Below are 14,497 nucleotides of genomic sequence, written 5' to 3' on the forward strand. Positions count from 1 at the left end.
CGATGGAACAAAAAATAAATTTGAAACAAATGGTTGACCGTTTGCTTCAGGGGAAAAAAACTTCAAAAATAATATTTATTATTGGAATTATTGGAATTTTATTGATATTCCTTTCCAGTGTAATCCCACATAAAACAAATAATTCTTCGGCAACTTCCACTCAGGAGACAATTAGCTCAGAAGAATATACTTCTAATTTGGAAACCAAATTAACAGAGTTGGCGGAGGGGATTAATGGGGTTGGAAAAGCAAAGGTAATGGTAACGCTGGAAAATGGCATTGAATATGTATATGCGAACTCCCAGAAAAAATCCAACGACAATACTCAGGATTTTGACGAAGGGGCAAACAAAAAATCAACCGATAAAAATACATTAGAACAAGATGTAACTGTGATAGATGGAAAAGATGGGAAACAGGCACTGGTCGTAACCGAGTTAGAACCTACAGTGAAAGGAGTTGTGGTAGTATGTGAAGGCGGAGGGGATATCAAAGTAGTTGAGAATCTTACAAATGCTGTAACAACTGCACTGAATATTAGCTCCACACGGGTTTCGGTGATACAATCAGCAACAATATCTTAAGGGGGAAAAATCATGAAATTACATGCAATTATTGGGAAAAAACAGATTGTTCTGGCATCGCTGGTTTTAATATTAGGGATTGCGGTCTATTTAAACTGGCAGTTTGCTAATAGCGACCAATCGCTTACCGTAACAGATGTATTAAATGGAAATACCTCACAAACAAATTATGGGGAAGCGGAACTGGTAGATGCCAAAACATCAGATAGCAATTATTTTGAGAAGGCACGCTTAGAAAAACAAAAAACCAGAGATGAAGCTTCCGAAAATTTAAAAAAATTATTGGAAAAAGATGATTTATCCAGTGAGGAAAAAGCAACTGCTACTAATGAAGCACTAAGTATTGCGAAGTTAATGGAAAGTGAGACTACGATAGAAAATTTAGTAAAAGCGAAGGGATTTGAAGACTGCATCGCTTATGTAGATAATGAAAAAGCGAATGTAGTAGTAAAAATAACCGATATGACTGCGGAACAAGCGGCGCAAATCAAAGATATTATTTTATCTGAGACCAATGTAGATGTTTCCAATATTACAGTTACACCAGTACAATAAAAAATAGCCTTAATCTTTCTTAAATTTGATCGAAAGATTAAGGCTATTTTTACATTTTATATAAATAAAATAATCTATTATTAGTTTTAACCAATATTTTTTTGTTATATCTGTACTAATCGTGGAAAAACAACTTTAACAATTGACTTTTATTATATTAACGACTAAAATATGGTATATAGCGAAGCATTATGTGTAAGATTATGAAAAGGAATTTATTTCTTTTTGTAATAGTTCACATGATATTTGCTAAATTTATTTTTATAAGGAGAAATGGCCATGAGAAAAAGAAACCGTGTTGTTGCATGGATTGTTGCGTTGGCTTTACTGGTAACCATGATGGTACCTTCTTTGGCAGTAAGCGCAGCAGAACCAGATACAACAATACAAAATCTGATGGTAGACAACGTTACCAATCCAATTGGTATCGACAACAAGACCCCATATTTTTCTTGGAATATGCAGTCCTCTGTTGTAGGTCAAAAACAAACAGCTTACCAGATTGTTGTTGAAAAATGGAATACTGTAAACGACAAAGCTGAAAAAACTGTTTGGGACACCGGCAAAGTTTCAAGCGATGTTTCGATTGATATCGCTTATGCTGGTGAGGCTTTGCAATCTTCTTCTACTTACCATTGGCATGTTACTGTTTGGGACAAAGATGATAAATCTGTTGTTTCTGACGCAGCAACATTTGAAATGGGATTATTAGAAGAAAATGCTTTTGATGATGTACATTGGATCCGTATGCCAAAAGCTGGCGACCCTGATCCAGACGCTCCAGAACAAGTTGCGGATACAAGCGTGTACACCATTGAATCCAACTTTAAATTCAACGACGCAGTAGGATTTGTGTTTGCTGGAACAGACAAAACACATTTCTATATGTGGCAGTTGAATAATAATATGGAAAACGGTGTGGAAGGCTCTTATATCAGACCTCATGTTTGGAATGGAGGCGGCGCACTGTTTAATCCTGAAAATGTTGGCAATTTTAATGGTTACAAATTAGATCAGGATTTAGTAAATGGTCAAACCTACAACTTTAAATTAGTAGTAGATACTGAAAATAAAACAGTTACTACTTATTTAGATGGACAAGAAGTAAATAAAATGAACACCGGAGATGCTAATTTATCTTATGGTAAATTGGGCTTCCGTCAAGCTACTAATCCTGCTCAGAGCTTTGTGGAAGAAGCTTGGATTGACGATTTAAAGGCAACTGCTAAAGATGGAACAATTTTGTTTTACCAAGACTTTAGTTTGGCTTCTGATACACAGTTTGACGGTGGTGAAGTAGTAGACGGTCAGTTGCACGTTAAATGTGAAGATGACAATGTGCAATCCGACAAAGTTTTCTTTGAAAAAGATACAGAAAACTATTACCGTTTTGATGTAGATTTTACCATTAATTCTGGTAAAGCTGGCATTATGTATGGTTCTAATGCGGCAGGCAGCGTTTATTATTATTCTCAAATAAATCCATCTTACACTGGAACCTTAAATGGTGTTAATTACAATAATGAACCAGCAGTTGTACAAAACTTTAAAGATGGAAGTGCTGCTGCTTATGGTTTTGATGGTGGTAAAATTACCAATGTAGCTCAGGATGATTTTATTGGAAAACAACATCATGTAACTGTTATTGCAAACTATGGTAAACAGGTTTGGATTTATGTAGATGGTGTAGAAGCAAAATACCATGACCGCTTGGAAGATTTCTCTTTTGACGGAAAAATCGGTTTTACAAGTGATGCAGATGATGATGTTACCTATGATAATGTTTGTGTAAAAATTGATGGACAGCCTCAAGTTTTGACAGACTTTAGCACAGAAGAAAATATCTTTGATAATGGTACTGTTAAAGATGGAACCTTGAATGTAGCTGGTGCTACCAACGCTTTCTTAACTGGTACATTGACAGGGACAGAACCTGTAGAACCAGAACCAGCTGAACCAGTTCACTTTACCTATGAAGCGGATTTAACTATTACTGGTGATGCTGCTGGCTTGGTATTTTCTGGTACTGATAGTAATAACTTCTATATGTGGCAGTTAAATGGTGTTGACCATGATGGTCAATTATACCTGCGTCCACATATTTGGGCAAATGGTACAGCAAACTACAATGGTTATGAAGTAGATATCAGCCAATATTTTGATTTCGCAACCGAAATTCAAAATAAACAAATCCATGTTAAATTGGATGTTACAAATGATGCAGTAGTTACTTACATTAACGATGTAAAAGTAAATACATTTGATTTAACCGGAAAACCAGGTACAATGGTTGACGGTTGTGTTGGATTCAGATCCGGTGCAAAAGGAGAAACATTTAAAGCAGATAACCTGAAAGTGGTTTCCTATGATGCCGAAGGAACTGAAACCGTAAAATACGATTATAACTTCGACGATGGCATTAACCCATTTGGCGGTTCTGCTGGACAGGCTAGCAGCAGCCAGATTGTAGATGGCCAATTTGTTGTAGCAGAAAACGCTGGCGTACTGATGACAAAAGATTTGTCTAAACTGGGTATGCCAATGTTCCGTAAATCTTTTGACACTGCTGCTGAAAAAGAAGTAGTTAGCGCAAAAGTTTATGCATCTTCTTTAGGTGTATATGATTTATATGTAAACGGCGAACGTGTTGGTTATACCAATGCTGACGGCGAAAAAATGTATGATGAAATGAAACCAGGCTGGACCGACTACAATGAACGTATTCTGTACTATAGCCATGATATTACTGATTTAGTAAAACAACATGGTTCCAATGTTATTTTGGCAACAATGGGTAGTGGCTGGTGGACTGGTAGGGTTTCCTATGGTACTTATGGCTATAAAGATATGGCGTTTATGGCAAAAACCATTATCACTTATAGCGATGGTTCCCAAGAAGTAATTAACACAGATAGTTCCTGGAAAACAAGCAAAAACGGTGTAATCCGTGAAGCTGATATCTGGGATGGCGAAACTTATGACGCAAATTATCCAAGTCCAGCTGAAATTTCCACCAGCGATTATGTAGAAGACGAATCCTGGCAGAAACCAAGCTACAGCACAGACTTTAGAGGTATTATTTCTGCTCAAACCGGACAAACAATTCAGGTTCGGAAAGAATTAGAACGCACCTCTGCAAAAACAACTGTTTATGAAGGTACAGTAGATAATGGCAGTGATTATGGCAAAATTAACGTTGTAAAAGACGATTACGCTGCAAATGATAAAATTGAACTGAAAAAAGGTCAGACCGCTATTTTTGATTTAGGTCAAAATATGGTAGGTTGGCCAAATATCAATATTACAGCTCCTCAAGGAACCGAAGTTGTGATGCATTTTGCTGAAATGCTGAATGACAGTGGTGAAAAATCCAGAGGTAATGATGGCCCAGAAGGCGGTTTATATACAGCAAACTACCGTTCTGCAAAAGCAACTGGTACTTACATTGCAAAAGGTGATGCAAATGAAAGTTACCGTTCTACCTTTACTTTCTACGGATTCCGCTATGTATCCGTTACAGCAACACAAGATATTACAATTAATAGCTTTGTAGCAGAAGTAGTAGGTTCTGCAATTCCTGAAACAGGTACTTTGGAAACTTCTGATGCTTCTGTTAACCAATTAATCAGTAATGTTCTTTGGGGACAGAGAAGTAACTATCTCAGCGTTCCAACAGACTGTCCACAACGTGATGAAAAACTTGGTTGGTCCGGCGATACTCAGATCTTTGTTGGAGCAGCTTCTTACAATGCAAACGTTGCAGGTTTCTTCCATAAATGGGCTTATGATGCTCAGGATAGCCAACAAGGTGGCGCTTATACAGATACCATTCCACGTTCCGCAGCAGTAGGCGCTGGTAACGCTGCTTGGGGCGACGCTGGTATTATTGTACCTTATACTATGTACAAAATGTACGGCGATACTTTGATGATTGAAAAAATGTATGATTCTATGACAGAATATATGCAGTGGCTGGAAGCAAGAGGATACATTGGTGCTGGCACAGGTTATGGTGACTGGTTGGCATATGAATCCAATGAAGGTCCAGTAAGAAATGTAATCGCATGTGCATACTATGCAAACGATACTTTGATGATGGCAGAAATGTGTGATGCTATCGGCAAAACAGATGAAGCTGCTTCTTACCGTCAAAGATATGAAGAAATTAAAGATTACTTCCAGGCAACATTCTTGAATGCTGATGGAACATTAAAAACTGAAAACTCTACTCAAACATGTTATCTGATGGCTTTGAAATCCGACATGTTTGAAACAGAAGAACAAAAACAAGCTGCTGTTGATACTTTAGTTCAGAAAATTAAAGACAATGGCAATAAATTGGGTACTGGTTTCGTAGGTACTGGTGCATTAAACCAGACTTTAAGTGATGTTGGTGAAACCAATATGGCTTATACTCTGTTGTTACAGAGAGAAGATCCTTCTTGGCTCTATTCTGTAGACCAGGGTGCAACAACTATTTGGGAAAGATGGAACTCTTATACCAAAGAAAACGGTTTTGGCGATGTTAGTATGAACTCCTTTAACCATTATTCTTATGGTGCGGTATTAGAATGGATGTATAGTGATATGCTGGGTATTGAAGCGGACATTGATAATCCAGGCTTCAAACACATCATTTTACAACCACAACCAGATACTCGTGAAGATTCTGAAATTCCTGCAAATGAACAGAGAATTACATCTGTAAAAGGTTCTTATGATTCTACATATGGTACAATCAGTGCAGAATGGAACTGGTCTGAAGACGAATTTAACTACACTGCAACAGTACCAGCAAATACTACCGCTACTGTATACTTGCCAACTACAGAAGGTCAGACTGTTACAGTAAACGGTAAAGATGTTGCCGATTTGGATGAAGCAACCGATGGCATCAAATACATCGAAACTACAGATGGTAAAGCTGTATTTGAAGTTGTTTCCGGTACCTTTAACTTTAAATCTTCTTCCACAGAAGAACCAACACCAGGTGATGTTGATAAAACAATCCTGGAAAAAGTAATTGCAAATGCAACAGAACTGAAAGATACAGAGGAATATACAAATGCTATTCCATCTGTAAAAGAGAGCTTTGACAAAGCATTAGCAGATGCACAGACTGTTTATGATAACCCAGCGGCGACAGACAAAGAAGTAACCAATGCATGGATGACCTTAATGGATGAAATCCATAAACTGGGCTTCCAGGCAGGGGATAAGACAGCACTGCAAAATCTGTATGATGAAGTAAAAGATACTGACCTGAGCCAATATAAAGATGGAGCAGCAAAAGACAATTTCAAAACAGCATTAAAGAATGCAGAAACTGTATTGGCAGATAGAGATGCAATGCAGAATGAAATTGACAAAGCATATAACGACCTGAAAGCAGCATTTGATGCGTTGGAAAAACTAGCAGATAAGAGCCAGTTAAAAGCATTGTTAGATGAATGTGCAGAATTCAAAGAGGAAAATTACACCCCAGCAACATGGGAAGTATTTGCACCAATTTTGGAAAAAGCACAAGGTGTTTATGACAATGTAGACGCTACTCAGGAAGAAGTTAATGCAGCAGTAGATGAACTGTTAGGTGGTATGTTACAGCTGAGATTTAAAGCTGATACTTCTATCTTAGAAGGATTGGTACAACAAGTAGAAGGTATGGACTTAAGCCAATATACAGATGCTAGCGTTGCAGCATTGAAAGCAGTTTTAGGTGAATCCAAAGCAATGCTAAGCAATGAAAACTTAAGTAAGGATGATCAGCCAGCTGTAGATGCTCAAGTTGAAAAATTGACTCAAGCAATTAATAACCTAGAAGTGAAAGATAACTCTGCTGCAAATAACAGCACAGGTTCTTCTACTCAAACAGGATCAACCACTACTGCTACAAATCAACCAGTTAGAACTGGTGATAGCTCCATTGTATTTGCGTTAGCAGCTACAATGTTAGCAGGTACTGGTATTATTGTTGCTAAAAAAAGACGTAAATAAATTTAATAACTGATTACGCTAAATTGCTTTTTTAAGTGAGAAGTAATTAAATAAACGGGAGACACAACTGTGTCTCCCGTTTTATTTTGTTACTTAAATATGAATAAATCCCTAATTTTCTACCAGGAATAAATAAAAAACCTTGGACAAAAATTACTATAAAATTTGCTTCTGTAATACGAAAATTAAAAACAGATATTTGATATAATGAAAGCTATAAGTTGTTAATTTTTAAATAATGGTTGTATTTTGTAACGAAATGTTGATTTAAAAACACTTATATAATAGGAAAAAGAAAATTATCGATAAAAACAATGGATACATAATAGATTGGAGAAGAAGGGAGGAAAAATTGTGGAAGAAATAAAAGAATTATATGATTTGTATCATGATGATTTATACCGTTATATTTTTTCATTAACAAAAAATCAGCATCAAACAGAAGATATTCTTCAATCCACTTTTTTATCCGCTCTGCAATCCCTTTCTTCTTTTCAACGAAGGTCTACCATTAAAACTTGGCTTATTGGTATTGCAAGGCATGAATATTTTTCTTATTTAAGGAAAAATCCAATGGAACTTGGTATATATGAGCTTACTGTTGAACCAGGAGATATTGATCCATCCGAGCATGAACTTAGTTGGATAATCCTTCAGGAATTATCGAAATTATCTGAATTACAAAAGGAAATTGCGGTTTTGCGGCTATTTAATGAACTAACTTTCGCTGAGATTTCTATCATCATTGGTAAAACAGAGAATTATTGTAGGGTTTCATTTTTTCGGACGAAACAAAAATTAATGGAGGTATTGCAAAATGAAGCAGATTAATTGTAACATGATACAAGATTTACTTCCATTGTATCAGGAAGGCTTGGTTTCTGGACAAACCAAAAAAGAAATAGATGAGCATCTGCAAAGATGCCCTCAATGCCGTGCGGTTCAAGAGAAAAACCAACAGGAATTGTTTCATCAGACTGATTTGCTCTCCAATACAAATTCCAAAGAAAAATCTGCGTTAGTTCTATTGAAGAAAATCCAAAAATCCCAAAATAGTACCTGGTATTTTACTGTGATTCTTTCTATGTTAGTAGCAGACTATCTTTCCTTGCTTTATCAAGGATGGATTGGATTTGTTCCTTGCTTAATTCTTATACCATTTTTACTAACACTATTGTTCCATCGTTACAAAGCAATTTTAATTTTTGGAGCTCTTGAGTTTTTAATGGTAAGTATGGTGCAAACTCACTTGATATTGGGCTTAATAGGGCTGCCATTTTTCTTTTTTTGTACAGGAAGCGGGATCATGCTGGCGAAACAAATCGAGTTGTGGAGAAAGAAGGGATTAGAATGAAAAAAACAAAACGCATTGTATTATTGGTAATTTCTGTTATATGGGTCATCAGTTCCACCGGTTGTTATCTGATGGCTAAGGGAAATCCAATCCGATATTTTCAAGCAAAAAGAGAAATTCAAACTTATATTGAAAAACATTACCGAAAAGAAATTGTGATGGGGGAATTATCTTATACATCAAAGACCAATACTTTTTATGCATCTGTTACAGAAGCGGACGATTCCAGGAACCATTCCAGTATTGTATATTATCCAACTGGAGAGATTGGAGACTATTATCAGTTTGATATTCAATCCCGTATGGAAGAAGAGGTTTCTAGTATGATTTATACTTTCCTCAATACACAAATGCAATTAACACAGGAAGATATTACCATAAATACGTTATTAGAACTACCTCCCTTCCAATATCAGTTGGACTCTTCCTATGACCCAAATATACCTGTTACCATTCAAATAGAATTGAATCAAGAATTTTCTTCCAAAGAAGATTATATCGCAACTGCAATTCCTCTGATACAAAAACTTCAGATTTTAGGGATACCAATAGAAAATGCGAAACTGTATTCTTATCTTCCTGAAGATGGAAACAGTTGTTACCAGACGGAATTAACTAGTTTTGAAGCAACGGAAGAAGAAATGGTATCCCATACCAAAATTGTCACAATCAAAAAATAAACGCAACTGTTATGTTCTGCTTCTGATGGCTGAAGAAGCAGATGAAAAAATACCTCCCATATATTATGGGAGGCATTCTCAACCAATTATTTATTCAATTCCATTTGGATTTTTACAGATAAAATTCCAACTATCCTGGCACATATCTTCAATTGTTTTTTTGGCTGACCATCCCAACAACTCTTTGGCTTTAGAAGTATCTGCATAACAGGTAGCAATATCTCCTGCCCGCCGTTCGATAATTTGGTAAGGCAGTTTTTTTCCACAGGCTTTCTCAAATGAGCGGAAAAGTTCTAATACACTGGTACCTTTTCCTGTTCCTAAGTTAATTTCTTGAGCTCCATTATGTTCTAGTGCATATTTTACAGCATCTAAATGTCCTTTCGCCAAATCCACTACATGAATATAGTCCCGTACACCAGTGCCATCTGGAGTATCGTAATCATCGCCAAAAACTCTTAAATATTCTAGTTTTCCAATTGCAACCTGACAAATATATGGCATTAGGTTGTTTGGAATACCATTTGGGTCTTCACCAAGCAAACCGCTATGATGTGCCCCAATCGGATTAAAGTAACGCAATAGAACTATGCTCCATTTTGGATCGGATACACAAAGATCACGTAATATTTGTTCAATCATCACTTTCGTGTACCCATATGGATTTGTTGCAGAAGTTGGCATATTTTCCTGATATGGAACGGGGTTGTTCATACCATATACAGTCGCGGAAGAAGAAAATACAATACGGTAACAGTGGTATTTTCGCATACATTCCAAAAGGTATAAAGTACCAGTAATATTATTTGAATAATATTCCAATGGTTTTTCTACCGATTCACCAACTGCTTTTAAGCCGGCAAAATGGATTACTGCATCAATTTGGTATTGCTGGAAGATCTGGTCTAATTCTTCTGGATGGCATAAGTCAGCTTTTATAAAATCCATCTTCTTTTCAGTAATCGTTTGAATTCGGTCTAAAACAGCTGGTTTTGAATTACAAAAGTTATCTGTTCCAACTACATGGTATCCGGACTGGATTAATTCAACACAGGTATGGCTTCCAATAAATCCGGTTGCACCTGTTACTAAAATTGTTGACATAATCGTTACTCCTATTATCTGTTATTCATGTTTTATAAACCTCATTTTTAGCTATCTATTACTATTCCACTAAATCCAATTTTTATTGTGGTGTATTGGAATATCGTCTATAAAACAGGTTGATATATCATTTATAATATAAAAATATTATATAGCGTTTAGTGTTTTTTGAACTATAATATAATAATTCGTAATGAAAGGGAACGATCTATTAAATAAATAAAAAAGATACTCTCAACATCAATCAAATAATCTGACGTTTTAACCAGCTAATAGCTTTATCAATCCAATCCTGGCAGTTTGGTTCCCATTGCTCTGGTGTCCTCATTGTAACCTCATCCGCTAAAGCCAAACCATGGATACCACGTTCATAGATATGTAGTTCAAATGGAATTTTATGCTGGCGCAAAGCGATACTGAACAGCAGTGAGTTTTCTACTGGGACACTGGTATCTTGTTGGGTATGCCACAAAAAGGTAGGAGGTGTATTGGAAGAAACCTGATTTTCCAAAGAAAGATGCTGCAATAATGTTTCATCTGGCTGGCTTCCCATAAGATGTTCGCAAGATTCCTGATGGGTAAAGGGTCCAGTTGTAATAACAGGGTAGCATAAGATCATTCCATTTGGCTGATATTCTGATGGAGAAGAACCCATTATTTTCTGTAGCCAGTCCTGGTTCCACATAGTTCCCAGACAAGCTGCTAAATGCCCTCCAGCAGAAAAACCATTTAGAAAAATCTGATTGGTGTCAATCGACCATTCTTCCGCATGGGAACGGATAAAACGTATGGATTCCGCTAACTGGGTTAATGCAGTTGGAAAACGGTTGGGAACAATGCTATATTGTAATACAAATGCGTTAATTCCTTGTGATAAAAAACGCATTGCAACAGGTTCCCCTTCTCGTACCGAACGTCTGCTATATCCACCACCAGGACAGATAATCACGGCCGGCCTTAATTTTCCTTGTGCGATTGGAGGATTTAATAAATAAGCTTGTAAAACTGGCTGTTCCAGTCCAATTACTGGGCAGTTGGTGTTGATAAAATATTCCTGATAAATCATGTTTTGTCTCCTTATTTATAATTTCAGCCAAAGCAATTTTATCAAAACGGCTTTGGCTGAATTTTTATTTGCTGAACATACGTTGCAGTTCTTTTTTGTTTTTATCATCCGTCATAATCATGACATCATCCCCTTCAATGAGCAATGTATCCCCTTGAGGAATAATACTTTTTCCTTTACGTAGGATCGTTATTACCAATGTATTTGGTGGGAAATGGATCTCACTAAGTGGTTGTCCGTTGATTGAATCGGTATCTTTTACAATAAATTCACAAATAGAAGAATTGCCCATGTTCATACGGGTAATAAACCGCATACTTACAGCGTCTACTTCCCGTTCAATCAAATTTGTAATAATATTAATACTAGATACTACGATGTCAGCCCCAATCGTTTTCATAATATCAATATTTTTAGGATTATTTGCTTTTACAATGGTTGTTTTTACATGAAAGTAATTACGAGCCAGTTGTGCGGCAATAAAATTATCTTCATCTCTCCCTGTAATTGCTACCATAATATCCGCCTTATGTGCTTCTGCTTTTTTTAAAGTACGGATGTCTGTCCCATCTCCTCGAAAAACAGAAATATCAAGACGATCAGCTACATAGGCGCATTTACATCTCTCTTTTTCAATAATTTTAATTTCATGTGTACCTGCATGTAATAAGGATTTGGCTAAATAATATCCAACATTACCTCCACCTATAATTAAAATATTCATGATGGTATCCTCCTACAGTACTACATGAGCAAAAATCAGGCGGTCAGTTTCTGTTACAACCCGGTCTGCTGATGGGGAATAAAGTGTAATAATATTATGGCTATCAATCACCGCAAATAAGCGATGCTCTTCTGATTTTTTGTTGAGTTCTGATAGCAATTTTCCCTTCATATGCCTTTGATAAGGAATCGTGTTGAATTCAATGGAAGTACCTCCATAATGGACGAGCTTACTATTTGATTTGTTACCAAATAGCCCTGAACAAATGGATTCAAATGCCAATGAAGTAGGGCAAATTGTAGGGATTCCTAAACTTTCAAACGCATGTGCTTTTACAGGGTCTAATACACGGCAGATAATATTATCTAATTTAAATATTTCATGAGCGATTTGTGCGGCCATGATATTCGTATTATCTTGTTCTGTCACACATACTACATAGTCGCAGCCCTCAATCCCAGCAGATTTCATTACATCAATATCAATTGGTGTTCCTTCTACTGTAAGGCCAGTAAACTCATCATCCAACATGTCAAAACGGTCTTTGTCATTGTCGATAATAGCAATATAATGACCTTCCGCATCTAGTACGCTGGCAAGCCGACTGCCTAACCTACCACAACCGATAATTAGAATATTCATAAAAAGATCCTTTCCAAAAGGTATATAATTTAATAGTAATATGTTGCCAACTATTTGTCAATAACAAAAGAGTGAGAAATCATTCTATTATTGATTTTGTTTTTGTGTATGTTATAATAAAAGTAAATGAAGAGGAGGGATAACGGTGCCCAGATTTTTTATTCCAGAATTAAATGACCAGTTTACAACCATTACTGGAGAAAGTGCCCACCATATTTCTCGTTCTTTGCGTATGCAGCCAGGCGAGATGATAACCCTTTGTGATACAAAGGGGTTTGACTACCATTGTAAAATAGAATCGGTTGGGGAAGAAGTAGTAGTTTCTATTGTAGAGAAACAGCCAAGCCAAACAGAACCAGATATTCAGGTAACATTATATCAAGCTTTGCCAAAGGGAGATAAATTTGAGCAAATTATTCAAAAATCAGTGGAACTTGGAGTAACAGAGATTGTTCCGGTACTAACATCTCGATGTATATCGAGACCGGATCAAAAGTCAATGGCAAAAAAATGTATTCGGTACAATAAGATTGCCTTGGAAGCAGCAAAACAAAGCGGGAGAGGGATTATCCCACAGGTAAAAGATTTGATGACATTTCAGCAATCAATAGATGGATTTTCAGCAAAAGAGCAAGGGATTTTATTCTACGAATGTGGAGGAAAACGATTGCCAGAAATTATTTCAAATTCTATGAAAAAAATCTCTGTTTGGATTGGAAGCGAAGGTGGATTTGAACCATCTGAAGTAGAATTGGCAAAACAAAAAGGGATTCAGATAGGATCTATGGGAAAACGAATTTTACGTTGTGAGACAGCTCCATTATGTGCATTATCTATTATTATGTACCAAACCGAAAATATTTAACATTTGTAACATTTATGTTGTTGTAATTCTGTTTAATTGCGTATATAATAGAATTATAAAATCGTAAGAAAATAAGTTGATTCCTGATATAATGGATATAAAGGAGGACGATTTAGATGAAAAAAAAGATTATTGTTTCAATCGTTGCTGTATTTGCTGCATTGGCAGCTGGTGCTTGGGCAATTGCAAAATTTGTGAAACGTGGCAGTAAAAAAATTAGTGAAGATTTAGATTACGATGAAAATTATTTAGGCGATGAAGACTACACTGGTGGAGATGAAGCGGATTTAGCAGAAACATCAGAAAACCAAGATGAAACTGAAAATGAACAATCTACAGAAGAACCAGAAGAAGATGCTACTATAACAGATGGTTTTGATGTAGAATCTTTAACAGAGCCTGAAGAAGAGAAAGAATAATCACCATAAAACAGGTTGAAAATTTTTTTATTAAAAAATTTTTTATTTTCTCAAAAAAATGCTTGCTTTTTTTGAGAAAGTATAGTATAATATAAAAGCACTCTGATTCAGAAAGAAGTTTTAAAGTGCTTTTATATATCGCGGGATGGAGCAGTTCGGTAGCTCGTCGGGCTCATAACCCGAAGGTCGTAGGTTCAAATCCTGCTCCCGCAACCAAATTAAAAGCTACATTTCAAGAAATTGAAATGTAGCTTTTTTTGTGTAACAAAAAAGTATCCCTGTCCATATGGATAGGGATACCAAAAGAATAAATTAGGTGTTATCGAACAAGCGCCAGCATTGCATCGATCTTCTTAATTTCATACATTTATTATACTGGTATTTTAGTAAAATGGATATTGCACAGAAAGACAGATTAAATTAAAACATGCGACAAAAAAAGACATTGGGTTGATAAAAATTATGATCCTATATATAATAAATTTATCAAAAGTTTGTTAGGAGGGATAC

General features: G+C 36.0%; 12 protein-coding genes and 1 tRNA gene. 9 read left to right on the plus strand and 4 right to left on the minus strand.

The annotated features are described in order from the left end of the window. Positions 1 to 2: 2 nt before the first annotated feature. The 6 genes from BQ2683_RS06470 (at position 3) to BQ2683_RS06495 (ending at position 9,167) form a co-directional block, all read left to right on the plus strand. Positions 3 to 584, plus strand: a complete 582-nt coding sequence (locus tag BQ2683_RS06470) for a hypothetical protein (RefSeq protein WP_069988204.1) — start codon at positions 3 to 5, stop codon at positions 582 to 584. Between the two features lie 12 nt (positions 585 to 596). After that, entirely contained in the window at positions 597 to 1,139 is a 543-nt protein-coding gene (locus BQ2683_RS06475; RefSeq protein WP_069988205.1) for a SpoIIIAH-like family protein, read from the plus strand. Between the two features lie 279 nt (positions 1,140 to 1,418). Then, positions 1,419 to 7,133: a family 78 glycoside hydrolase catalytic domain gene (locus tag BQ2683_RS06480; protein WP_069988206.1), complete on the plus strand. Its 5,715-nt coding sequence runs from the start codon at positions 1,419 to 1,421 to the stop codon at positions 7,131 to 7,133. 354 nt (positions 7,134 to 7,487) lie between these two features. Then, positions 7,488 to 7,964 (plus strand): RNA polymerase sigma factor, encoded by a 477-nt coding sequence (locus tag BQ2683_RS06485; RefSeq protein WP_069988207.1) that lies wholly within the window; start codon positions 7,488 to 7,490, stop codon positions 7,962 to 7,964. Then, positions 7,951 to 8,487 carry a zf-HC2 domain-containing protein gene (locus tag BQ2683_RS06490; protein WP_069988208.1) on the plus strand — a complete coding sequence of 179 codons (537 nt, stop codon included), beginning with the start codon at positions 7,951 to 7,953 and terminating at the stop codon, positions 8,485 to 8,487. Before BQ2683_RS06485 ends, BQ2683_RS06490 begins: the two co-directional genes overlap by 14 nt. After that, on the plus strand, positions 8,484 to 9,167 hold the full coding sequence (locus BQ2683_RS06495) for a YfjL-like protein (RefSeq protein WP_069988209.1): 684 nt from the start codon (positions 8,484 to 8,486) through the stop codon (positions 9,165 to 9,167). Before BQ2683_RS06490 ends, BQ2683_RS06495 begins: the two co-directional genes overlap by 4 nt. A 90-nt stretch (positions 9,168 to 9,257) precedes the next feature. Here BQ2683_RS06495 and galE read toward each other — a convergent pair whose 3' ends face one another. The 4 genes from galE to BQ2683_RS06515 form a co-directional block, all read right to left on the minus strand. Continuing rightward, positions 9,258 to 10,271 (minus strand): UDP-glucose 4-epimerase GalE, encoded by a 1,014-nt coding sequence (gene galE, locus BQ2683_RS06500; RefSeq protein WP_069988210.1) that lies wholly within the window; start codon positions 10,269 to 10,271, stop codon positions 9,258 to 9,260. A 244-nt stretch (positions 10,272 to 10,515) separates the two neighbouring features. Then, positions 10,516 to 11,337, minus strand: coding sequence for an alpha/beta hydrolase (locus BQ2683_RS06505; RefSeq protein WP_069988211.1), 822 nt, complete (start codon positions 11,335 to 11,337; stop codon positions 10,516 to 10,518). Between the two features lie 64 nt (positions 11,338 to 11,401). Continuing rightward, on the minus strand, positions 11,402 to 12,061 hold the full coding sequence (locus tag BQ2683_RS06510; protein ID WP_069988212.1) for an NAD-binding protein: 660 nt from the start codon (positions 12,059 to 12,061) through the stop codon (positions 11,402 to 11,404). A gap of 12 nt (positions 12,062 to 12,073) precedes the next feature. Then, positions 12,074 to 12,703 carry a potassium channel family protein gene (locus tag BQ2683_RS06515; RefSeq protein ID WP_069988213.1) on the minus strand — a complete coding sequence of 210 codons (630 nt, stop codon included), beginning with the start codon at positions 12,701 to 12,703 and terminating at the stop codon, positions 12,074 to 12,076. Between the two features lie 145 nt (positions 12,704 to 12,848). On the opposite strand from BQ2683_RS06515, the gene BQ2683_RS06520 reads away from it, so the two are divergent. From BQ2683_RS06520 to BQ2683_RS06530, 3 genes are all read left to right on the plus strand, one after another. Then, entirely contained in the window at positions 12,849 to 13,568 is a 720-nt protein-coding gene (locus BQ2683_RS06520; RefSeq protein WP_069988214.1) for a 16S rRNA (uracil(1498)-N(3))-methyltransferase, read from the plus strand. A 116-nt stretch (positions 13,569 to 13,684) separates the two neighbouring features. Then, entirely contained in the window at positions 13,685 to 13,987 is a 303-nt protein-coding gene (locus BQ2683_RS06525) for a hypothetical protein (protein WP_069988215.1), read from the plus strand. Positions 13,988 to 14,126: 139 nt separating this feature from the next. Beyond that, positions 14,127 to 14,203, plus strand: a tRNA-Met gene (locus BQ2683_RS06530). Positions 14,204 to 14,497 lie beyond the last annotated feature (294 nt).

It is taken from the genome of Massilioclostridium coli (assembly GCF_900095865.1).
GTDB classification, from domain to species: Bacteria; Bacillota; Clostridia; order Oscillospirales; family Ruminococcaceae; genus Massilioclostridium; species Massilioclostridium facile.